Raw genomic sequence first — 24002 nt, 5'->3', positions numbered from 1 at the left:
GCCCAGCACGGGACTCACGAAAAAACCCCCTAACAAACCACACCGCCCTTGGGCGCGCCCCCCCTGGCGCCCCCCCCCCGCGCCGGGCGCACCCGCCCGGCAGGCCATCCCGCACGCCGACCGCACCCGGCCGCTGCCGCTGTCCTTCGCCCAGCAGCGGCTGTGGTTCCTGGACCGGCTGCGGCCCGGCGACGCCCGCTACAACAGCGCCGTCGCGCTGCGGTTCACCGGACCGCTGGACCGGGCCGCGCTCTCCCGCGCCCTGGACACCGTCGTGGGGCGGCACGAGGCGCTGCGCACCACGTTCGAGGAGGTCGACGGACGCCCCGCACAGTCCGTGCACCCGGCGGGCCCCGTACCGCTGCCGGTCCGCGACCTGCCGGTGCCGGACCCCGCCGGCGGGGACGGCGAGACCGGCGGGACCGGGACGGGTGAGCGGCCCGCCGGGGCGGACGCCCTGGAGACGGCGCTGCGGGACGAGTACTCCCGCCCGTTCGACCTGAGCACCGGCCCCTTGCTGCGCGCCCTGCTGCTGCGGGAGTCGGACGCCTCGCACGTGCTGCTGCTGACCGCCCACCACATCGTCACCGACGGCTGGTCGATGGGCGTCCTGCTCCAGGAACTGTGCACCGCCTACGACGCCCTCGCCCGCGGCGAGGCGGTGGACCTGCCGCCGGTGGCGACGCAGTACCCGGACTTCGCCGGGTGGCAGCGGGAGCAGCTGTCCGGTCCCGCCCTGGAGCGTCAACTCGCCTACTGGAAGGGACAGTTGGCCGGCGCGGTGGCGCCCGGGCTGCCGCTGGACCGCTCGCGCCACGGCGAGGAGTCCGGAGCGGGCGCGGTCCACTCCTTCACCGTCCCCGCGGACGTCACGGCCCGGCTGCGGCGGCTCGCGGCCGAGCAGCACACCACCCTGTTCACCGCCCTGACCGCCGCCTGCCAGGCGCTGCTGGCCCGCTGGTCGGGCCAGGACGACATCACCGTCGGCTCCCTGACGCCCGGACGCTCCCGCACCGACCTGGAACGGACGGTGGGCTTCTTCGCCAACACCATCGCCCTGCGCACCCCCGTCGACACCGCCGGATCCTTCCGCGACCTGCTGGCCGCCGCCGCCCGGACCGTCAACGACGCGTTCGCGCACGGCGACACGCCGTTCGAGCGGCTGGTCGAGGCGGTGGGCGCGACCCGCGAGGCGGGCCGCAACCCGCTCTTCGACGTGATGGTCCTGCTGCACCCGTCCCCGCCCGAGGCACCCGCGCCGCACGGCCTGGCCATCTCACCCGTCACCGTGGAGCGGCGGGCCGCCACCTTCGACCTGAGCGTGGAGTTCATACCCGACGGGGACGGCCTGAGCGCTCTGCTCGAATACCGCACCGACCTGTTCGACGCGGCCACCGCCGAGCGGATGGCGGACCAGCTGCTGCGCACGCTGACCGGTGCCGCCGCCGAACCGGACCGGCCCCTGGGCGCGCTCTCCCTGCTCTCCCCGCGCGAGACACGGCGGGTGACCGAGGACTGGAACGCCACCGCCCTGCCGGTCCCCGCCACCACCTACCCGGAGCTGTTCCAGCGGCAGGCGGCCCGCATCCCGCACGCCACGGCCCTGGTCGCCGGGGACACCCGGCTCGACTACGCGGCCCTCAACGCCCGCGCCAACCGCCTCGCCCATCACCTCATCGCCCAGGGCGCCGGGCCGGAACGGCTGGTCGCGCTGCGCCTGCCGCGCACCGCCGACATGATCACGGCGATCCTCGCGGTGTGGAAGTCCGGCGCCGGCTATCTGCCCCTCGACCTCGACCTGCCCGACGACCGCGTCCGCTTCCTGCTCGAGGACGCGCGGCCGGCCCTGGTGCTGGACGAGACCATGCTGCGCTCGGTGCCCGGCACCGCCCCGGACACCGACCCCGCCGACACCGACCGGCGCGCTCCGCTCGACCCGGACCACACCGCGTACGTCATCTACACCTCCGGATCCACCGGGCGCCCCAAGGGTGTCGCCGTCTCGCACCGCTCCCTGACGAACCTGCTGGCGGGTCACCGGGAGGGCTTCGTCGCCGAGGCCGGGGGCGGCCCGCTTCGGGTGGCCCTGACCGCGTCGTTCTCCTTCGACACCTCGCTGGAGGGCGTGCTGCTGATGGCCGACGGCCACCCGCTGCACCTGGTCGACGAGGCGACCCGGCTCGACGCCGCCGCCCTCGTCGAGTACGTCGTCGAGCACCGGGTCGACTTCCTGGACCTGACGCCGTCCTACCTGCGGCAGCTGCTGCCCGCCGGACTGCTCACCGACCCGCGGCACCGCCCCCGGGTGCTGATGCTGGGCGGCGAGGCCCTCGGCCCGGGCCTGTGGCGCGAACTCGCCGCCCACCGGGACGTCACCGCGTACAACTTCTACGGGCCCACCGAGTGCACGGTCGACGCCCTGGCGTGCCGCATCGACGGCGACGACCGTCCGCTGGTGGGCCGCCCGCTGCCCAACGTGCGGGCCTACGTCCTCGACGACCGGCTGCGGCCCGTGCCGCCCGGCGTCGGCGGCGAACTGTATCTGGCGGGGGAGCAGGTGGCCCGCGGTTACGCCGGCCGCCCCGGCCTGACCGCCGCGCGCTTCCTGGCCGACCCCTTCGGACCGTCCGGCGGCCGGATGTACCGCACCGGGGACCTGGCCCGCTGGACCGCCGACGGACGTCTCGACTACCTCGGGCGCGCCGACGACCAGGTCAAGGTGCGCGGGCACCGCATCGAGCCCGGTGAGGTCGAGGCGGCGCTGCTGGACCTGCCGGACGTCACCGCGGCCGCGGTCGTCGCGGTGACCGACCCGCACGGCCACACCCGGCTCGCCGCCTACGTCGTACCGGCCCCCGGCACCGCCCGCCCCGCCGCCTCCGCACTGCGGGCGTCCTGCCGCCGCGTCCTGCCCGACCACATGGTGCCGTCCTCCTTCACCGCGCTCGAAGCGCTGCCGCTGACCACCAGCGGCAAACTGGACCGCCGTGCGCTGCCCGCCCCCGACCTCGACACCGCCCCCCGCGAGCGGCAGTTCACCGCCCCGCGCACCCCCGCCGAACAGACGCTGGCCGGCATCTGGTCGGACGCGCTGGGCGTGGCCGAGGTGGGCGCGGACGACAACTTCTTCGAGCTCGGCGGGGACTCCATCCTCAGCATCCAGGTCGTCTCCCGCGCCCGCGCCGCCGGAGTGCACCTCACCTCGCGCGACATCTTCCGCCACCAGACCGTCGCCGACCTGGCCGCCGCCGCGTCCGGCCGGGAGGCCGCCGCGGTGCCCGCCCCGCGTCCGCCGCAGGACGAGGGCCCCGCTCCGCTGACCCCCGTCCAGGAGTGGTTCTTCGCCACCCGCGGGCCGCTGCGGCACTTCAGCATGTCGATGCTGCTCGACCTGCCGCACGACCTCGACGAGGCGGCCCTGACCCGGGCCGTGGAAGCCGTGACCGCCCACCACCCGGCGCTGCGCACCCGGTTCGTCCGCACCGGGGACACCTGGCGACAGCACCCCGGAACCGGTCCGGCGGCCGGACTGCTCACCCGCCACGACCTCACCGCACTCGGCGGCGCGGACCTCGCCGCCGGCCGGGCCGAGGCGGCCGACGCGGCCCGCGCGGCCCTGGACCCGGAGACCGGCGCCCTGCTGCGCGCGGCCCTGCTGCTGCCCCCGTCGGGTGACCGGCCCCAACTCTTCCTGACGGCCCATCACCTCGGCGTGGACAGTGTCTCCTGGCGCATCCTCCTCGCCGACCTGGAGCAGGCCTACCGGCAGGCAGCCGCGGGCGAGCCCCTCCAACTGGAGCCCGTCGGAACGCCGTTCACCGCGTGGGCGGCGCAGCTGTCCCGGCGGGTGCGGGCCGGCGACCTCGACGACGACCTGCCGTACTGGACGGCCGAGGCACGGGAACCGCGCGTCCCGCTGCCCGTCGACCGGCCCGCGACCCCGCTCTCCGGCTCGGTGCGCACCGTCCGCACCCGGGTGGACGCCGCCACCACCGAGGCCCTGCTGCGCCGCGTGCCCGGTGTCTACCGCACCCAGGTCAACGACGTGCTGCTCAGCGCCCTCGGCCGGGTCCTCGCCGACTGGGCGGGCACCGAGCGCGTGACCGTGGCTCTGGAGGGGCACGGCCGCGAGGACCTCGGCGACGCGCTCGACGTGTCACGGACGGTCGGCTGGTTCACCAGCCAGTACCCGGTCACCCTCACCCCGGCCGGAACCCCGGCCGCGCCGGACTGGGCCGGCACGCTGAAGTCGGTGAAGGAGCGGCTGCGGGCCGTACCCCGGCGCGGCCTCGGCTTCGAGGCACTGGCCCGCCTCGGCTCACCCGACCCCGCCGCCGGTGCGCTGCGCGAACTGCCGCTTCCCCAGGTCTGCTTCAACTACCACGGCCAGTGGGAGGCCGACGCCGGGCGCGACTTCGCCCCGGCCGCCGCCGAGGTGCCCGGCCGGGACATCGCACCCGAGCGGCCCCTGGACCACCTGCTGGACGTCTCGGCCGTGGTCGCCGACGGGCAACTGGAGATCACCTGGCACTACAGCGACGAGGTGCACGAGGCGGCCACCGTCCGCGACCTGGCGGACGGCATGATCCGCGCGCTGGCCGCCGTCACCGAGCACTGCGCCCGCCCGGACGCGGGCGGCCGCACCCCGTCCGACTTCCCGCAGGCGGGTCTCGACCAGGCCGCCGTGGACCGGCTGGCCGGGGACGGCCGCGGCGTGGAGGACCTGCTGCCGCTCACCCCCCTCCAGGAGGGCATGCTCTTCCACCGCCTGGTCGGCGGCGCCGACGACGTGTACGTGGACCAGGCCGCGCTCCTGCTGGAGGGCGTCGCGGACCCGCACGCCCTCGCCGTCGCCTGGCAGCGGGTGACCGACCGCACCCCCGCCCTGCGCACCTCGGTGGTCTGGGAGGACGTGCCGCGACCGCTCCAGATCGTGCACCGGGACGTCCGCGTGCCGGTGACCCACCACGACTGGCGCGACCTGGAACCGCGTGAGCTCGAGGACCGGTTCGCCCGGCTCCGCTCCGAGGACCTGGCGCGCGGCATCGACCTCGGCTCGGCGCCGCTGATGCGCCTGACCCTGGTCCGGCTGCCCGACGCGCGGCTCCACCTGCTGTGGACCTCGCACCACCTCATCCTGGACGGCTGGAGCCTGGCCCAGGTGCTCACCGAGGTGTTCGAGGAGTACGCGGCACTCACCGCCGGAAGCGAGCCGCACCCGCCCGTGCGCCGGCCGTTCAGCGACTACGTCCGCCATCTGGCCGACCAGGACGCCGACGCGGCACGCGCGCACTGGCGCGAGGTCCTGCGCGGCTTCGCCACCCCGACGCCGCTGCCCGCCGACCGCCCGCTGCGCGAGGCGCACGGGGCGCGCTCGGCGGGCGTCCACACGGCCGGACTCCCCGGCCCGGCCTCCGCACGCCTCGCCCGGACCGCCCGCGACGCCGGGCTCACGGTGAACACGGTGGTGCAGGGCGCGTGGGCGCTGCTGCTGGCCCGGTACGGCGCGGAACGGGACGTGGTGTTCGGCACCACCGTCTCGGGACGGCCCGACGACCTGCCGGGCGTGGAGTCCATGGTCGGCATGTTCATCAACACCCTGCCCACCCGCGTCCGGGTGGAAGGGCACCGCACGGCCACCGCCTGGCTGCGTGAACTCCAGGACACCCAGGCCGAGTCGAGGCGTTTCGCGGCGGTGTCCCTGGCCGAACTGACCGCGCTGAGCGACGTGCCGTCCGGCGCCCCGCTCTTCCACAGCATGGTCGCCTTCGAGAACTACCCCTTCGACGAGGCCCGTTCGGCCACCTCGGGGGTGCGCCTGGTGGACGTCGCCTCCCGGGACGCCACCAACTACCCGCTCGTGCTGCGTGCCTATCAGGGCGAGCGGCTCGGGTTCGACCTGGCCTACGACCCGGACCTCTTCGACGCCGCGACCGTCCGCGCGCTCGCCGACCGCCTGTGCCTGCTGCTGGCCGCGATCGCCGAGGACCCCGACCGGCCGCTGCGCGACCTGCCGTGGACCACCGCCGAGGAACGGCGGCGGATGCTGACCGACTTCAACGGTACCGAGCACGGCCGCCCCGACTCGACCCTGGTGGACCTCTTCGAGGCGCAGGCCGCCCGCACCCCGGACGCCCCCGCCGTCACCCACGAGGGCGACACCCTCGCCTACGGCGCGCTCGACGCGGCGGCCGGCCGCCTCGCCCACCGGCTCGCCGAGGCGGGCGCGGGTCCCGAGCGGTTCGTGGCGCTCGCCCTGCCCCGCTCCACCGACCTGGTCGTGGCGGTCCTCGCCGTCCTGAAGACGGGCGCCGCCTATCTGCCCGTCGACCCCCGGCTGCCCGCCGAACGCATCGCCCACCTGCTCCGGGACGCCGACGCCGTCACGCTGGTGACCACCGCGGAGACGGCCGGACGGGCACAGGGCACCGGCGTACCCGCCCTCCTGCTGGACGACCCGGCGGTCACAGCCGACCTCGAACGGCGTCCCGCCACCGGGCCGGACCCCGCCAGCCGCCCGCTGCCGGAGACGCCCGCCTACGCCATCTACACCTCCGGCTCCACCGGCCGGCCCAAGGGTGTGGTCGTCCCGCACGCCAACGTGGTGCGCCTGTTCACCCGCACCCGTCACTGGTTCGGCTTCGACGAGCACGACGTGTGGACCCTCTTCCACTCCTACGCCTTCGACTTCTCCGTCTGGGAGCTGTGGGGCGCCCTGCTGCACGGCGGCAGGCTGGTCGTCGTCCCCGACGACACCGCCCGGTCCCCGGAGGACTTCCTGCGCCTGCTGGCTGACGAGCAAGTCACCGTCCTCAACCAGACCCCGTCCGCCTTCTACCCGCTGGTCCGAGCCGACGCCGAACACCCGGGGCTCAGCGCACGCCTCGCCCTGCGCACGGTCGTCTTCGGCGGCGAGGCACTGGACGTGGAGCGGCTGTCCGGCTGGTACGCCCGCCACCCGGACACCGCCCCGCGGCTGGTCAACATGTACGGCATCACCGAGACCACCGTGCACGTCACGTACGCCCCACTGGACCGCACGACGGCCGGTTCCGCCGCCGCGGGACCCATCGGCACGGGCATACCCGACCTGCGGGTGTACGTGCTCGACGACGACCTGGCCCTCGTTGCGCCCGGCGCCGTCGGCGAGATGTACGTGGCGGGGGAGGGCCTGGCCCGCGGCTATCTGGGACGGCCCGGCCTGACCGCCGCCCGCTTCCCCGCCGACCCGTTCGGCGAGCCCGGCAGCCGCATGTACCGCACCGGCGACCGGGCCCGCCGGCGGACGGACGGCACGCTGGAGTACCTGGGCCGCGCCGACCAGCAGGTGAAGATCCGCGGCTACCGCATCGAACCCGGCGAGATCGAGGCCGCCCTGCACACCCACCCCGGCGTCGGCGCAGCCGCCGTCGGCGTGCACGAGGACACCTCGGGGACGCGCCGGCTCGTCGCGCACGTCGTCGGCACCGGCAACGGGGAGCACACCGCCGCACCCTCCGCGGCCGAACTCCGCGCCCACCTGGAGCGGCTGCTTCCCGCACACATGGTTCCGGCCGCCTACGTCCCCATGGCGGCGCTGCCCCTGACCGCCAACGGCAAGCTCGACCGGCGCGCCCTGCCCGCCCCGGGACCCGGCGGATTCGCCACCGGCACCGACCGCACCCCGCCGCGCACCCCGGCCGAACGCCTGGTCGCCGCCGCCTGGGCGGACGTACTGGACGCGCACGAGGCAGGCGTGGAGGACGACTTCTTCGCGCTCGGCGGCGACTCGATCCTCGCCGTCCGCGTGACCTCCCGGCTGCGTGCGGCGTTCGGCGCGGACGTCTCGCCCCGGCTGCTGTTCACCCACCCGACGCTCGCCGCCCTGGCCGCCGCCCTCGGCGACCCGGTCACGGACGGATCGACACCCGCGGGCGCGATACCCCTCGCGGACCCGGACACCCCGCCGCCGCTGTCGTACGCGCAGCAGCGGCTGTGGTTCCTCGACCGTTTCGAGCCGGGCAGCACCGAGTACACGACCCTGTCCGTGCTGCGGCTGCGCGGCCGGCTCGACGAGGCCGCCCTGCGCGCCGCCCTGGACGGCCTGGTCGCCCGGCACGAGGCACTGCGCACCACGTTCGCCGAACAGGACGGCAGGGCCCGGCAGATCGTGCACCCGCCGCACCCGGCGCGACTGACACTGGACGACCTCACCGGCACCCCCGCCGACCGGACCCGCCCGGCCCTGGACGCGCTCGTCGAACGCGAGGCGGCCACCCCCTTCGACCTCGCCACCGGGCCCCTGCTGCGGGCCCGGCTGGCACGCCTGGCCGACGACGACCACGCGCTCGTCCTCGCCGTCCACCACATCGCCACCGACGGCTGGTCCGTCGCCGTCCTCGGGCGGGACCTGAGCGAGCTGTACGCGGCGGCGCTGGAGGGCCGCCGCGCCGACCTGCCCGAGCTGCCCGTGCGGTACGCGGACTACGCGGCCTGGCAGCGCGCCCGCACCGAGCAGGCCGACGACCAGCTCGCCTACTGGCGCGACACGCTGGACGGCCTGGCCCCGCTGGAGCTGCCCACCGACCGGCCGCGCCCCGCCGTGCGCACCCGCGACGGGGCCCTGGTGACCTTCGCGCTCCCCGCCGCGCTGACGGAGCGGCTGCGCGAGAGGGGCCACGAGGCCGACGCCACCCTCTACATGACCCTCGTGACGGCCTGCACCGTACTGCTGTCCCGCTGGGCCGACCAGGAGGACGTCGCCGTCGGCACCGTGACCGCGGGCCGCGACCGGCCCGAACTCCACGACGTGGTCGGCATGTTCGTCAACACGCTGGTGCTCCGCAACCGGGTGCGCCCCGGACAGTCCTTCCGCGCGCTGCTGGAACAGGTGCGCACCACCGTCCTGGACGCGTTCGCCCACCAGGAGGTCCCCTTCGAACGGCTGGTGGACGCCCTCCAGCCCGAACGGGACACCAGCCGCACCCCGCTGTTCCAGGTCATGGTCGCGCTGCACAACCTGGGTGCCGAAGTCCCCGGACTCCCGGGGCTGGACGTCGAACCGCTCACACCGCCGGTCCGCAACGCCACCTTCGACCTCGCCTTCGACTTCGTGGAGCGCGACGGGGGCATCACCGGCTATCTGGAGTACAACACCGGCCTGTTCACGGCGGCCACCGCCGAACGCCTGGCCGGCCGGCTGCGGATGCTGCTGGACGCCGTCGCCGAGGACCCCGAACGGGAGACCGGCGCGCTGCCGCTGATGACCGGCAGCGAACGGCGCCAGGTGCTCGACAGCTGGCAGGGGGCGCGACTCCGGGCCGCGGACACCACCTTCCCCGCCCTGTTCGAGGCGCAGGCCGCACGGTCCCCCCACGCCACCGCCCTGGTGGCCCGGGACGCCACGCTGGACTTCGCGGCCCTCGACGACCGCGCCAACCGGCTCGCCCACCACCTGATCGCGCTGGGCGCCGGCCCGGAACGCGTGATCGCCGTCCGCCTGCCGCGCACCTCCGACCTGCTGGTGGCACTCTTCGCCGTCCTCAAGTCCGGCGGCACCCTGCTCTGCCTGGACCCCGAACTGCCCGAGGAGCGCGTCACGTTCCTCCTCGCGGACGCCGCGCCGCACACCGTCGTGACGGCCGGCACCCTGCGCGAGGTGCCCTGGGACCGGCTGCCCGCGCACGCCCCCACCGACGCCGACCGGCGCCTGCCGCTCCGGCCGGAGAACGCCGCCTACCTCGTCTACACCTCCGGCTCCACCGGCCGCCCCAAGGGCGTCGCCGTGGAACACCGCCACCTGGCCAACCTCTGCCACGACCACCGCGAAGGTCTCGTCGCGCCGCACACCGCGGACGGGCACCGGCTGCGGGCCGCGCTGAGCGCCTCGTTCTCCTTCGACACCTCCTGGGAAGGCCCCCTCCTCCTCGCCCTCGGCCAGGAGGTGCACCTCGTCGACGAGGACGTCCGCCTGGACCCCGACGCGTTCTGCGCCCTCGTCGACGACCGGCGGCTGGACCTGGTCAACGTGACCCCGTCCTTCCTGCGCGAACTGACCGCGGCCGGACTCCTCGCCCCCGGCCGCCACCACCCGCGCCTGCTGCTCGTGGGCGGCGAGGCCGTCGGCAGCACCGCCTGGCAGGAGCTGTGCGCGGCGGACACCGGCCTCGGCGTCACCGCGTACAACATGTACGGCCCCACCGAATGCACCGTCGACGCCGTCTACGGGCGCTGCGCCGAACACCCCGGGCGTCCCGTCATCGGCCGCCCCGGCCGCAACCTGCGCGCCTACGTCCTCGACGGCGCCCTGCGGCCGGTCCCGCCCGGCACCCCCGGCGAGCTGTACCTCGCCGGAGCACAGGTGGCCCGCGGCTACCTGAACCGGCCAGGCCTGACCGCCGCACGCTTCCTGGCCGACCCCTTCGGGGAGCCGGGGGAGCGGATGTACCGGACCGGTGACCGGGCCCGCTGGGACACCGACGGGCGGCTGGAGTTCCTCGGCCGGACCGACGAACAGGTCAAGATCAGGGGCTTCCGCATCGAACCCGGCGAGGTGGAGGCCGCACTCCTGGCCCACCCGGACGTCGCCGAGGCCGTGGTGACCGCCCGCGAGCACGGCGGCCGTCTCATGCTGGTGGCGTACCTGGTGCCCGCCGGTGAGCACACCCCGCCCGCCGACGAACTGCGGGTCCGGCTGCGCCGGACGCTGCCGGACCACATGGTGCCCGCGGCGTTCGTCCCGCTGGCGCGGATACCGCGCACCACCAGCGGCAAGACGGACCGGCGCGCCCTGCCCGCCCCGCCGGCCCAGCCCGACAGCACGACGCCGTACGTGGCACCCCGGCCCGGCACCGAGGAGCGCCTCGCCGCGATCTGGGCGGAGGTCCTCGGCGTCGAGCGGGTGGGCGCGCGGGACAACTTCTTCTCGCTCGGCGGCGACTCGATCCTCAGCATCCAGATCGTCTCCCGGGCCCGCCAGGCCGGCCTCGCCCTCACCACCAAGGACGTCTTCCGCCACCAGACCGTCGCCGAACTCGCCCTGCGCGTCGCCGACACCGACCCGCGCCCGGCGGCGACGGCGGACGCCGCGCCCGCCGAGGCCCCCCTGGCCCCGATCCAGCGCTGGTACCTCGACGGCCGCGAGCCCGGCGACCCGCTGCGCTTCACCATGACCCAGCACCTGGAACTGGCCGCCGACACCGATCTGTTGACGGTGCGTCAGTCTGTGGACGCCCTCGTACGCCACCACCCGGCCCTGCGCACCCGGTTCCTGCGCAACGGCGACGGCTGGTACCAGGAGGTGCTGCCGGAGGCACCCGAAGGCGTCTGCACCCACCACGACGTGGCCCATCTCGACGGGCCGGCGCTGGAGGCAGAGACGCAGCGGGCGGCGGAGGCGGCACAGGCCTCGCTCGACCCCGCCGAGGGCCGGGTCGTCCGGGTCCTGCTCCTGGACCGCGGCCCGGACCGCCCCGCGCACCTGCTGATCACCGCCCATCACCTGGTCGTGGACGGCGTCTCCTGGCGCATCCTGCTCGCGGACCTGGAGAGCGTCCAGCGCGCCGCGGCGGCCGGGCGCCCCCTCGACCTGCCCGCCGAGGGGACCACCTACGGACAGTGGGCTGCCCGCCTGGAGCGGCACACCCGCTCCGGTGCCCTCGACGCCGACCTGGCCCACTGGACCCGGACCTGCGCCGCCCCCGCCGACCTGCCCGCCGGCCGCACCGGCCCCAACACCTACGGCACCGCCGCCACCGTCACCGTCACCCTGGAGGCGGCGGAGACCGACGCGCTGCTGCGCCAGGTCCCCGAGGTCTACCGCACCCAGGTCAACGACGTCCTGCTCAGCGCCCTCGGCCGCACACTGGCCGACTGGTGCGGACGCGACACCGTCCTGGTCGGCGTCGAGGGACACGGCCGCGAGGACCTCTTCGACGACGTGGACCTGTCGCGGACCGTCGGCTGGTTCACCGCCGAGTTCCCCCTGGCCCTGACCGTCCCGGCCGGCACCGGCTGGGGCGATGTCCTGCGGTCGGTGAAGGAGACGCTGCGCGCCGTGCCGCTGCGCGGACTGAGCCACGGCGCGCTGCGCCACCTGCTGCCCAGCAGCCCGCTGGCCGGCGCCCGGGCGCCGCGGGTCGGCTTCAACTACCACGGGCAGTGGGACGCCGGCGGTGCCCACGGCAGCGGCCTGTACCGGGCCGCGCTGCCGCCGGCCGGCCGCGACACCCACCCGGACGAGCCCCGCCCCTACCTCCTGGACGTCACGGGCGTCGTCCAGGACGGCCGGCTCGAACTCGGCTGGACCTACCCCGCCGCCGTCTACGACGAGACGACCGTGCGGCGCCTGGCCGGGGAGATGTGCGCGGCACTGCGCGCCATCGTGGCGCACTGCGCCTCCCCGGACGCGGGCGGCCGCACCCCGTCCGACTTCCCGCTCGCCGGACTCACCCAGGACCAGCTGGACCGGCTGGTCGGCGACGGACGGCACGTGGCGGACGTCCTGCCGCTCACGCCCCTGCAGTCCGGCATGCTCTTCCACGGGCTGGTCGACACGGCGGGCGCCTACTTCGACCGGACGGCCGTGCGCCTGTCGGGCGTGGCCGACCCGCGGGCGTTCGCCGCCGCCTGGCAGCAGCTCGCCGACCACACACCGGCCCTGCGCACGAGCGTCCACTGGCAGGGCCTGCCGCACCCCGTGCAAGTGGTCCACCAACGCGTCGAACTGCCCGTCACCCACCTGGACTGGCGCGACCTGACGTGCAGTCAACGTGGCGAAGCCACGCAGCGGTTGCTCGCCGAGGACCGGGCGGCGGGCATGGAGCTGACCCGCGCGCCGCTCACCCGCATCACGCTGGCCGCCCTCCCCGGCGACGAGGTGCTGCTGCTGTGGTCCTCGCACCATCTGACCCTCGACGGCTGGAGCACCGGGCAACTGCTCACCGAGGTGTGCGAGCGGTACGCCGCGCTCACCACGGGCACGGACCTCACCCCGCCGCTGCGCAGGCCGTTCGCCGACTTCCTCGGCTGGCTGCGCGACCAGGACGAGGCAGCGGCCGACCGGCACTGGACCGACGCCCTGGCCGGGTTCACGGCACGCACCCCGCTGCCGTACGACCGCACACCCGCCGAGGCGCACCGGGCCCGCGCCGCCGACGCCGTGCACCACGAACTCGACGAACGGATCTCCCGGCGGCTGCGGGAGACGGCCGCCCGCAACGGACTGACCGTCAACACCGTGGTGCAGGGCATGTGGGCGCTGCTGCTGGCCCGCTACAGCGGGCGCCGCGACGTCGTCTTCGGCACCACCGTCTCCGGCCGCCCGGCCGAACTGCCGGGCGTGGACTCCATGATCGGCATGTTCATCAACACCGTGCCCACCCGCGTCCGCATCCCCGCGGACGGCGTCCTGCCCTGGCTGCGCGGGCTGCAGGAGGAGCAGAGCGACGCCCGGCGATTCGACTTCCTCGCGCTGCCCCGCATCCAGGCGCTGAGCGAAGTCCCCACGGGCGAAGCCCTGTTCGACAGCATGGTGGTCTTCGAGAACTACCCCGTCGACGAAGCCGCGACCGCCAGGACGGGAGTGAACGTCGAGGAGGTGCACGCCGAGGACGCCACCACCTTCCCGCTCTGCCTGCGCGCCCACCTCACCGACCGGCTCGGCTTCGACCTGGCCTACGACGCCGCGCTGTTCGACCGGACCACCGTCGAGCGCGCCGCGTCCCGCCTGGCCGCCCTGCTCACCCGCTTCGTCGACGGCGCCGAGGGCGACGTGGACGGCCTGGACATCCTCAGCGCCGCCGACCGCGAGCTGCTGGAGCGCTGGAACACCACCGCCCGGCAGGCACCGCCCCGCAGCCCCGTCGACCTGTTCGCCGAGCAGGTACGGCGCACCCCGGACGCACCGGCCCTGTCCGACGGCGACCGCCGGGTGACCTACCGGCAGCTCGCCGACTGGTCCGACGCCCTGGCCGCGCGGCTGCTGGCCGGACGTCCGGCGCCCGAGGACCGGATCGCCCTGCTCATGGACCGCTCCGCCGAACTCGTCGCCGCCCAGCTCGCGGTCCTCAAGGCGGGCTGCGCCTACCTGCCGGTGGACACCCGCGCCCCCGAGGACCGGCAACGCGCCCTCCTCGCCGAGGCGGGCGTCACGGTCCGGCTGACCGCCGAGGAGGTCGCCGCGGCGCGTACCGCGCCACCGGCACAAGCGGTGCTGCCGCCCGCCGACCCCGACCGCCTGGCGTACGTCATGTTCACCTCCGGATCCACCGGCCGGCCCAAGGCCGTGGCGGTCCGGCACCGCGACGTCGCGTCGCTGGCCACCGACAGCCGCTTCACCGGCGGCGTGTGCGACCGTGTCCTGCTGCACTCGCCGGTGGCCTTCGACGCCGCCACGTTCGAGGTGTGGGCGCCCCTGCTCAACGGCGGCTGCGTGGTGGTGGCCCCCGAGGGGACCGTGGACGCGGCCCTGCTGCGGCGGGAGGCCGGAGACGGCGGGCTGACGGCGGTGTGGCTCACGGCAGGCGTGTTCCGGCTGCTGTCCCAGGACGCGCCGGACTGCTTCGCGGGGCTGCGCCAGGTGTGGACCGGCGGTGACGTGGTCCCCGCCGCGGCCGTACGCCGGGTACTGGCCGCCTGCCCCGGCCTGACCGTGGTGGACGGCTACGGACCGACCGAGACCACGACCTTCGCCACGTCCTTCGCCCTCACCGACCCGGAGCGGGTGCCCGGCACCGTGCCCATCGGCCACCCGCTCGACGACCTGCGGATCCACCTCCTGGACACCCGCATGCGGCCCGTCCCGCCGGGCTGCGCCGGCGAGCTGTTCGTGTCCGGCGAAGGCGTGGCGCGCGGCTACCTCGGCCGCCCCGGTGACACCGCGGCCCGGTTCCCGGCGGACCCCTACGGCCCGCCCGGCGCCCGCATGTACCGCACCGGAGACCTGGCCCGCCGCCACCTCGACGGCACGATCGAGTTCCTCGGCCGCGCCGACGACCAGGTGAAGATCCGCGGCTTCCGGGTCGAGCCCGGTGAGGTGGAGGCGGCGCTCGCGACGCACCCCGGCGTCAGTGACGTGGCCGTCGTGGCACGGGAGGACCGGCCCGGCGGCAAGCGCCTGGTGGCCTACGTCGTCGGGCCGGCGGGCGAGGACGTCATGGACCTCAGGGAGTTCGCCGGACGCACCCTGCCCGACTACCTCGTGCCTTCCGCGTTCGTCCCGCTGCCGGCCCTCCCGCTCAGCCGCAACGGCAAGGTGGACCGGGCGGCGCTCCCGGCGCCGGACGCCGGCGCCGAGCACGGCACGCACGTCGAGCCCCGCACCGACGCGGAACGCCGCACGGCGGAGGTCTTCGCCGAGGTCCTCGGCGTCGAAAGGCCCGGTATGGAGGACGACTTCTTCCAGCTGGGCGGTGACTCGATCCTCAGCATCCGGCTCGCCTCACGGCTGGCCGAGACGTTCGGGACGGATCTGTCGCCCCGCGCGGTGTTCACCCACCCCACCCCGGCCGCGCTCGCCGTCCTGCTCACGCGGCGGCGGACCGGTGAGGCCGACGTGCCCGCCATCGTCCCGGTCGCCCGCGACGCGGCGCCGCCGATGTCGTACGCCCAGCAACGCCTCTGGTTCCTGGAGGAGTTCGCACCCGGCGGCGCCGAGTACGTCACGGCGCTCGCGCTGCGTCTGCGCGGCGCGCTCGACGCCGGCGCACTCGGCGAGGCCCTGCGCGCACTGGTCGCCCGGCACGAGTCGCTGCGGACCACCTTCGACTCGCTGGACGGCCACGGCGTGCAGATCGTTCACCCGCCCAAGGACGTCGCGCTGCCGCTGCACGACCTGTCGCGGCTGCCGGAGGACGAACGCGCGGACCGGCTGGACCGGTTGCTGGCGGCCGAGCGCACCCGCCCCTTCGACCTGCGCCAGGGCCCGCTCATGCGCGCCGGACTCGTCAGGCTGGCCGACGACGACCACGTGCTGAACCTGACCCTGCATCACATCGTCACCGACGGCTGGTCGACGTCCGTGCTGGCCGGCGACCTCGCCCACTTCTACCGGGCCGAACTGGACGCCACCACCGGCCAACTGCCGCCACTGCCCGTCCAGTACGCCGACTACGCCCACTGGCAGCGCACCTCGGGCGGAAGCGGTGCCGCCGGACACCTCGCCTACTGGAAGGAGCAGCTGGCCGGCACCGAACCGCTGGACCTGCCCACCGACCGGCCGCGCCCGGCGGTGCGCACCAGCAACGGCGCGACCGCCCGCCTGGTCCTGCCGCCCCGTACGGCTCGCCGCCTCACCCAGGTCGGCCGGGACCGCGGGGCCACCCTGTTCACCACGCTCGTCGCCGCCGCGCAGACGTTCCTCGCCCGGCTGTCCGGCGAGCGGGACGTCGCCGTCGGCACCGTCACCTCGGGCCGCGACCGGGCGGAGACCCAGAACCTGATCGGCTTCTTCGTCAACACCCTGGTCCTGCGCTCCCGGGTGGACACCGACCGCCCCTTCCCGGAGTTCCTCGCCGACGTACGGCACACGGTGCTGGACGCCCTCGCCCACCAGGAGGTGCCGTTCGAGCAGGTGGTTGACGAGGTGCAGCCGGTCCGCGACACGAGCCGGACCCCGCTCTTCCAGGTCATGGTCGTCCTGCAGAACACACCGGCGGCCGATCTCGACCTGCCCGGCCTCGACGTCTCCGACATCGAACCGGACCTCCAGCAGGCGGCGTTCGACCTCACCCTCGAGTTCGCCGAGACGGACTCCGGAGCCCTGCACGGCCTGCTCACCTACAACACGGACCTGTTCGACGCGGCCACCGCCGAACGCATGGCCGACCAGCTCGGCACCCTCCTCACGGCCGTCGCCGACGACCCGCACCGGCCCCTCGGCGCGCTCCCGCTGGCGACCGACGAGGAACTGAAGGCCCTCCTGGACCAGGGCCGGGACACCGCCCGGCCGGTACCGGCCGCGACCCTGCCGGAACTGTTCCAGCGACAGGCGGCCCGCACCCCCGACGCGGTCGCCCTCGCGGACGCCACCCGGCAGCTGACCTACGCGGAACTGGAACGCGCCGCCAACCGGCTGGCCCACCGGCTCATCGGCCGCGGCGCCGGACCCGAGCGGATCGTCGCCCTGGCCCTGCCCCGCGCGGCGGAGACGGTGGTCGCCCAGCTCGCCGTCGCCAAGACCGGCGCGGCCTTCCTGCCCGTCGACCCGGCCTACCCCGAGCAGCGACGGGAGTTCATGGTGCGCGACGCGGGCGCCGCACTGGTCCTGGACGACCCCGCCGACGTGTGGGTCGAGACGGGGCCCGACACCGCGCCCACCGACGCGGACCGCACCACCGCGCTCACCCCTCACCACCCGGCCTACGTGATCTACACCTCCGGGTCCACCGGAACGCCCAAGGGCGTCGTGGTCACGCACAGCGGACTGGCCGCCTTCGCCGCGGCCGCCGCCGACCGCTACGCCGCCGGCCCCGGCGACCGGGTGCTGCAGTTCGCCTCACCCAGCTTCGACGCCTCCGTCCTGGAGCTGTGCGTCTCCCTGCTCACCGGCGCCGCCCTGGTGACCGGCGAGGAGGGCCCCCTGGTCGGCGAGCGGCTGGCCCAGATCCTCGCGGACCGGGCCGTCACCCACACCCTGATCCCCCCGGCGGCGCTGGCCACCGTGCCGCCCGAGGCGGCCGGCGCCCTGCCCCACCTGCGCACCCTGATCGTGGGCGCCGAGGCGTGCCCGGCCGACCTGGTCCAGCGCTGGGCCCCCGGCCGACGCATGATCAACTCCTACGGGCCCACCGAGGCCACCGTCGTCGCCACCTGGACCGGCCCGCTGACCCCGGAGGCGGGCGCCCCGCCGATCGGCCGCCCGGCCGGCGCCACCCGCGTCTACGTCCTCGACGCCGCCCGCCGCCCCGTCCCGCCCGGCGTGACCGGCGAACTGTACGTGGCGGGCCCCGGACTGGCCCGCGGCTACCTGAACCGCCCCGGCCTGACCGCCCAGCGGTTCACCGCCGACCCGTTCGGCGCACCGGGGGAGCGGATGTACCGCACCGGCGACCTGGTGCGCTGGGGAACCGACGGCCGGCTCCGCTTCGCCGGACGTGCCGACGACCAGATCAAGCTGCGCGGATTCCGGATCGAACCGGGAGAGATCGAGAGCGCGCTGCGCCGCAGCTCCCTGGTGCGCGACGCGGTGGCCGTCGTCCGCACCGAGGAGTCGGGCGACGGGAGCGCCAAGGGCCACGGACGACTGGTGGCGTACGTCGTCCCCGAGCAGGGCGCTCCCGCTCAACTGCCCCTCGCCGAACTGCGCGAGCACCTCGCCGGGCTGCTGCCGCCCCACATGATCCCGGCGTCCTTCGTACCCCTGGAGCGGCTGCCGCTCACCCCGAACGGCAAGACCGACCGCCGTGCCCTGCCCGCACCAGGGCCGGCGCACGCGGCCGGCGGCCCGCGCACCGCACCGCGCACCGACACCGAACGCCACATCGCCCGCATCTGGGAGGACGTGCTCGGCGTGGACGGCGTCGGCGCCGACGACAACTTCTTCCACCTCGGCGGCGACTCGATCCTGAGCATGCAGGTCGTGTCGCGGCTGCGGCGCGACGGCCTGCACCTGGCCACCCGCGACCTGTTCACCCACCAGACGGTGGCCGAACTCGCCACCGTCGTCGGCGCCGCGCCCGAGCGCGCCGGGGACGGCCCGGCGACCGGGGAGGTGCCGCTCACCCCCATCCAGGAGTGGTTCCTCACCACCCCGCGCCACAGCCACCACCACTTCAACCAGTCCGTGCTGCTGGAACTCGACGGCCCGCCCGACCCGGCGGCCCTCGCCGCGGCCCTGGACGCGCTGCTGGAACACCACGACGCCGTCCGCATGCGCTTCACCCGGGAGAACGACGGCTGGCACCAGTTCAACCCGCCGCCCGCCGACGGCGACGGCGACCGTGTCCTCACCCGGTACGACCTGACGGGACTGTCGTCGGCGGAGGCCGACGACGCCATGGAGCGGGCCGCCGACGACCTGCACGCCGGTTTCGACCTCGCCCACGGTCCGCTGCTGCGGGCGGGGCTGTTCACCGGCGGGGCGGACCGGCCCGCGTTCCTGCTCCTGGTCGCCCACCACCTCGTCGTGGACGCCGTGTCCTGGCGGATCCTGAGCGACGACCTGGAAGCGGCCTACCGGCAGGCGGCGCGGGGCGAGACCGTGACGCTGGGGGAGCGCAGCACCTCCTTCCGCGACTGGGTCCGAGCCCTCGCCGCGCACGTCGCCGAAGGCGGCCTCGACCACGAACTCCCCTACTGGCAGGAGGCGGTGACCGCGGAGCAGCTGCCGGCCGCCGGGGCCCCCGGAGCGGACGCCGGCGACGCACGCGTGCTCACCGTGGAACTCGACGAGGAGGACACCGCGGCGCTGCTGCGCTCCGCACCCACCGCCTACCGCACCCGCGTCAACGACGTCCTGCTCTCCGCGCTGGCCCTGGCGCTGGCCCGCTGGACCGGACGCGACCGCGTCCGCCTGGACCTCGAAGGACACGGTCGTGAGGACGTGCTCGACGGGGTCGACCTCTCCCGCACGGTCGGCTGGTTCACCACCGTCCACCCGGTGGCCCTCCAGGTACCCGACCCGGACGACCTCGGTCCCGCCCGCGACTGGCGCGCCCTGGTGAAGTCGGTGCGCCGCCAGCTGCGTACGGTGCCCGGGAACGGGCTCGGCTACGGCGCGCTGCGCACGTACGGCTCGCCGGAGGTCCGCGAGCGGCTCGGCTCGGCGGCGCACGGACAGGTGGTGTTCAACTACCTCGGCCAGTGGGACGCCCGCCCGGCCGCCCCGGGCACCGGCCTCGTCCGCGCCGAGCACGGTTCCTTCGGCCGGGACCACGACCCGCGGGACAGCGGATCGCACCCCCTCGAAGTGGTGGGCGCGGTGCAGCACGGACGCCTCGCCTTCACCTGGCACCACCGGACCGGTCTGCACGACACCGAGACCGTGCGCGCCGTCGCCGAGGAGTTCGCCGACGCGCTGCGCCACATCGCCCGGCACGCGCGGGGCGGCCGGTGACGATCCCCCGCCGCAGTGACGCCGCGAGCGGCCAAAGGTGCCGCGGGCGCCGGGCGCCACCGCCCCGCGCGCCCACCACAGCCGCCCGGTCCGCCGGGAACAGGACCGGCCGGACCCCGGCCGGCCGCCATCACCGTACCGACGACGAAAGAGCGTGACATGGACGAGAACACCCGCTACCAGGTGCTGCGCAACGACGAGGACCAGTACTCGCTGTGGCCGGTCGACGTCGACGTGCCCGCCGGCTGGCACCCCGTCGGCAAGGAGGGCAGCGAGGCCGAGTGCTCCGCCTACGTCGACGAGGTCTGGACCGACATGCGTCCCCGCAGCCTGCGCGAGCGCATGGAGAAGGCGGGTTCCTAGCCCGCCCGTCCCGGCCCGGACCGGGCGGGTTCCTAGCCCGCCCGTCCCGGCCCGGACCTCGGGCCGGTGAGCACCCGTCGCCCGGACTCGCGGCGCCGGGGCGGCGACACCGCCGCCCCGGCGCCCGTCACAGGCCCTCCCCCCACCACGTCTTCGCGCCGCGCCCCTCCGCGACGCCCGTCCCGCCCCGCGTCACCCAGAGGAGTACGCCGATGACGCCCACGCTGCGCACCGAGCGACTGGAGTTCACCCCCTACCGGCCCCAGGACGAGGACCTCTTCGTGGCGCTCCTGCGCGACGAGGAGGTCTGCCGCTGGATGGGCCAGGAGCTGGTCCCGGAGGCCGACCTCCGGACCCTGTTCCGCACGATCCTGACCGACGTGTACCCCAAGCGGATGTTCGACGTCTGGGGCCTGTGGTTCGAGGGCGCGTACGCCGGCCACGCGGAGGTGAAGAAGACGGGCAACGTGGACGGGTACGAGCTGATCACCGCCCTCGCTCCGCGGTACTGGGGCCAGGGGCTGGGCACCGAAGTGGTCCGCGGCCTGCTGCGCCACGCCGCCGGCAACCTGGGTCTCAAGGAGGCCTACGGCATGGTGGGCGCCGGGAACACCGCCAGCCTGGCGATGGCCCGCCGTCTCGGCTTCCGGCACGTGCGCGACGTGGTCGGCGACGACGGTTCGGTGACGAAGATGCTGGTGATCTCCACGACCGACCCGTCCTGAGCCCGTCCCCGGCGGCTCAGTGGCCGGCGCTCTGACCGCCGTCGACGGCCAGGACCTCGCCGGTGACGAACGGGGCGTTCTCCAGGTACAGCACCGCGTCGACGATGTCGCTCACCTCGCCCATGCGGCCGACGGGGTGGAGCGCGGCGAGGGCCGCGTGGTTCTCCTCGGGGTGCATCGGGGTCTTGATCGTGCCCAGCGCGACGGCGTTGCTGCGGACGCCCCGGTCGGCGTACTCGATGGCCAGGGCCCTGGTGGCGGCCTGGAGCCCGCCCTTGGTCAGCGAGGCGAGCACGGACGGCACGGCGGAGTTGGGGTGTTCCACCAGGCTGGTCGTGATCTGCACGACGTGGCCGCCGCCGTGCTCCAGCATGTTCGCGACGGCGAGCTGAGTGATCCGGAAGAAGCCGGACAGGTTCACGCCGAGGACCGCGTCGTAGTCCTCCCGCGTGTACTCCGTGAACGGCTTGGCGACGAAGATCCCGGCGTTGTTGACCAGGGTGTCGATCCGGCCGAACCGCTCCAGGCCCGCGGCGATGACGCGCTCGGCGGTGGCGGGGTCGGCGATGTCGCCCTGGACGGTGAGGACGTCCGCGTCCGGTGACTCGGCGATGCTCCGCGACGTGGCCACGACGGCGTGGCCGAGCTTCCGGAAGCCGGCGACCAGGCCTGCGCCGATGCCCTGCGAGGCACCGGTGACGACGGCGACCTTCTGACCCTGAGAGCTCATGACGGTTTCTCCTGGCGGGATACGGCGCGACTGACGGGACACGGCTGCCGGCCCGGCGACTGCCCGACCGGTCATGCAAGGAATATAAGCGACCGGTCTACTATTTACAATGCAGCCACCGCGGGCGTTTCCCCGCGGACGCGTCACAGAACGGAGAAGCGTCATGCGTGAGTTCCTGGTCGAACTCGTCACCACCGTCCCCGAGGGCACCGACCCAGCCGAGGTCGACCGGCGCCGCGCGGCCGAGGCGGTCCGGTCCCGGGAACTGGCGGGCGCGGGCCGGCTGGTGCGCCTGTGGCGGCCCGTCGGCGAGCTGCGCAGCCTCGGCATATGGAGGGCCGCGGACGAGGCGGAACTCCACCGGGAGGTGCTCGGCACGCTCCCCCTGCGCCCCTGGATGAGGGCGACCGTCACCCCGCTCGTCTCCCATCCGAACGACCCGGGCGGGGCCGGCGCCGCCGCGTGACCACCCGTTCCACGGGCGGCCCGCCGCGGGAGGGCGACCACCGGGGACGTCCGGCCCGTTTCGGATCCGGTCTTACGGCAGGCGCCGCACCACCACCGCGTCGTACCGTGGTTCCCACCTCCGAGAGGATGCCGACATGACCACAGCGCGGGACCTGCTGATCGTCGCCATCGACCTGGAGCCGGACCGCTCCGTGGACCCCGGCGCCCTGTCGCTCACGCTCGCCGGCGCCGAGGTCCTCGATCTCCTCGACGGGGGAATGCTCCGGCTGGACGGCGTCCGCATCGTGCCGGGCGATCACTCGCAGCAGGACGATCCTCTGCTGCGGGAGGCCGCCGCCTCACTCGTCCGGCAGGAGCCGCACGAGCCGGTGGAGGACTGGCTGTGGCGCAGGGGCCGCGACCTGTCCTCGGCGTATCAGGCCGCTTTCGAGGCGGAGGGCCAGCTCGCGCGGCCGCACCGCCGTCTCGCGTCCTTCCGGGCGGCGGCCCCCGCGGCCCTCGTCGACTCACCGGCCCGGAGCCGGGCGGAAGCCCGCTGGGCGGCCCGCGAGCCGGTCCTCGTCGCTCTCGCGGCGGCCGCGGGCCTGTACGACGAACCGTCCGAGGAGTCCGGTGAGGACGACCCGGACATCCCCGACGACACGGTGGCGACGGTCCTGGCCGCGGTCCACGACGCCGTGATGGAGCTGGAGGCCGTACGGCAGCGCCGGGCCGTCGAGGAAGCGGCCTTCGACAACGTCTGGCGCGGCAGCGTGTGACGCGAGCCCGGGCCGGCGCCGAACTCGGGCGCCGGCCCGGGCTCGTCCTCCGCCGGGCACTCGACCGGTCGGCTCCCTTATAGTCGGTCGGTCGTATACTGCGCGTATGGGACGTACCAGCAATGCCAGGGAGAAGATCCTCACCGCCGCCCGGTCGCTCATCGAGCAGCGGGGCTACTCGGCCCTCGGCACCGCCGAGATCTGCAAGGCCGCCGGTGTGCCCAAGGGCAGTTTCTACTACTTCTTCGAGTCGAAGGAGGCCCTCGCGCTCGCCGTGCTCGACGAGCAGTGGGCCACCCAGCGCGGCGACTGGACCCGCGTCCTGCGCGGCGATGCCGATCCCCTCCAGAGGCTGCGGCAGCTCTTCGAGGAGACGGAAGCCGGACAGCGCGCGGGACAACAGAGCTGCGGCACGGTCTCGGGGTGCATGTTCGGGAACCTGACCCTGGAGATGAGCAACCAGACCGAAGCCATCCGCGCGCGTCTGCAGGAGATCTTCGACGCGCAGGTCGCCATGGTGGAAGAGGTCGTCGCCGACGCGCGCGAGCGGGGCGAGGTCACCGTGGGCGACCCCCACGAGGCCGCCCGGTCCGTCGTCGCCCAGCTCGAGGGCCAGGTGCTCTTCGCCAAGCTCTACAACGACACGCAGCGGCTCGGCGTCCTGTGGCGTAACTGCCTCGCCATCCTCGGCGCCCGCGAACCGGAGACGGCCGCGTCCGCCGGGTGACGTCCGTCGCGACCGCCGTGCGCGGAGCGACGCGCGCGGGCCGGTTTTACGCTCCGATGGCACGCACCCCTGGCGGGGCCGGCCGCCGCCCGGCGGGGCCGGGGTGCGTGCCCGCCGGCACACGGAAGCGGGGGGGGGGGAGCAGAGGCGGGAGGACGCCCCAGCACCCACGTAAAAGAAAGGGGGGAGGACGAGGGGC

At 75.0% G+C, this 24002-nt stretch carries 7 protein-coding genes; 6 read left to right on the top strand and 1 reads right to left on the bottom strand.

Features of this window, described 5'->3' with window-relative positions; translation table 11 throughout:
• Positions 1 to 106: 106 nt before the first annotated feature.
• The 3 genes from AC069T_RS03120 to AC069T_RS03110 all read left to right on the top strand — a co-directional run bounded on the left by AC069T_RS03120 (position 107) and on the right by AC069T_RS03110 (position 21120).
• Positions 107 to 20032 carry a non-ribosomal peptide synthase/polyketide synthase gene (locus AC069T_RS03120; protein ID WP_478781127.1) on the top strand — a complete coding sequence of 6642 codons (19926 nt, stop codon included), beginning with the start codon at positions 107 to 109 and terminating at the stop codon, positions 20030 to 20032.
• Between the two features lie 159 nt (positions 20033 to 20191).
• Positions 20192 to 20395, top strand: coding sequence for an MbtH family protein (locus AC069T_RS03115; RefSeq protein ID WP_358851211.1), 204 nt, complete (start codon positions 20192 to 20194; stop codon positions 20393 to 20395).
• Between the two features lie 212 nt (positions 20396 to 20607).
• Positions 20608 to 21120, top strand: a complete 513-nt coding sequence (locus AC069T_RS03110; RefSeq protein ID WP_478781045.1) for a GNAT family N-acetyltransferase — start codon at positions 20608 to 20610, stop codon at positions 21118 to 21120.
• 16 nt (positions 21121 to 21136) lie between these two features.
• Here the strand turns inward: AC069T_RS03110 and AC069T_RS03105 are convergent, their stop codons facing one another.
• Positions 21137 to 21850: an SDR family NAD(P)-dependent oxidoreductase gene (locus tag AC069T_RS03105; protein WP_478781044.1), complete on the bottom strand. Its 714-nt coding sequence runs from the start codon at positions 21848 to 21850 to the stop codon at positions 21137 to 21139.
• A gap of 163 nt (positions 21851 to 22013) precedes the next feature.
• Here AC069T_RS03105 and AC069T_RS03100 point away from each other — a divergent pair, with 163 nt between their 5' ends.
• The 3 genes from AC069T_RS03100 to AC069T_RS03090 all read left to right on the top strand — a co-directional run bounded on the left by AC069T_RS03100 (position 22014) and on the right by AC069T_RS03090 (position 23803).
• On the top strand, positions 22014 to 22316 hold the full coding sequence (locus AC069T_RS03100) for a muconolactone Delta-isomerase family protein (RefSeq protein ID WP_478781043.1): 303 nt from the start codon (positions 22014 to 22016) through the stop codon (positions 22314 to 22316).
• Positions 22317 to 22452: 136 nt separating this feature from the next.
• Positions 22453 to 23076: a GOLPH3/VPS74 family protein gene (locus AC069T_RS03095; RefSeq protein ID WP_478781042.1), complete on the top strand. Its 624-nt coding sequence runs from the start codon at positions 22453 to 22455 to the stop codon at positions 23074 to 23076.
• A gap of 106 nt (positions 23077 to 23182) precedes the next feature.
• A complete protein-coding gene (locus AC069T_RS03090) occupies positions 23183 to 23803 on the top strand; it encodes a TetR family transcriptional regulator (protein WP_478781041.1) in 621 nt (206 codons plus the stop codon).
• The last annotated feature ends 199 nt before the right edge of the window (positions 23804 to 24002 follow it).

This window comes from Streptomyces sp. NPDC043867 (genome assembly GCF_056435845.1).
Note: the sequence above shows the minus strand (reverse complement) of the source record. Positions and strands in the feature narration are given on the sequence as shown.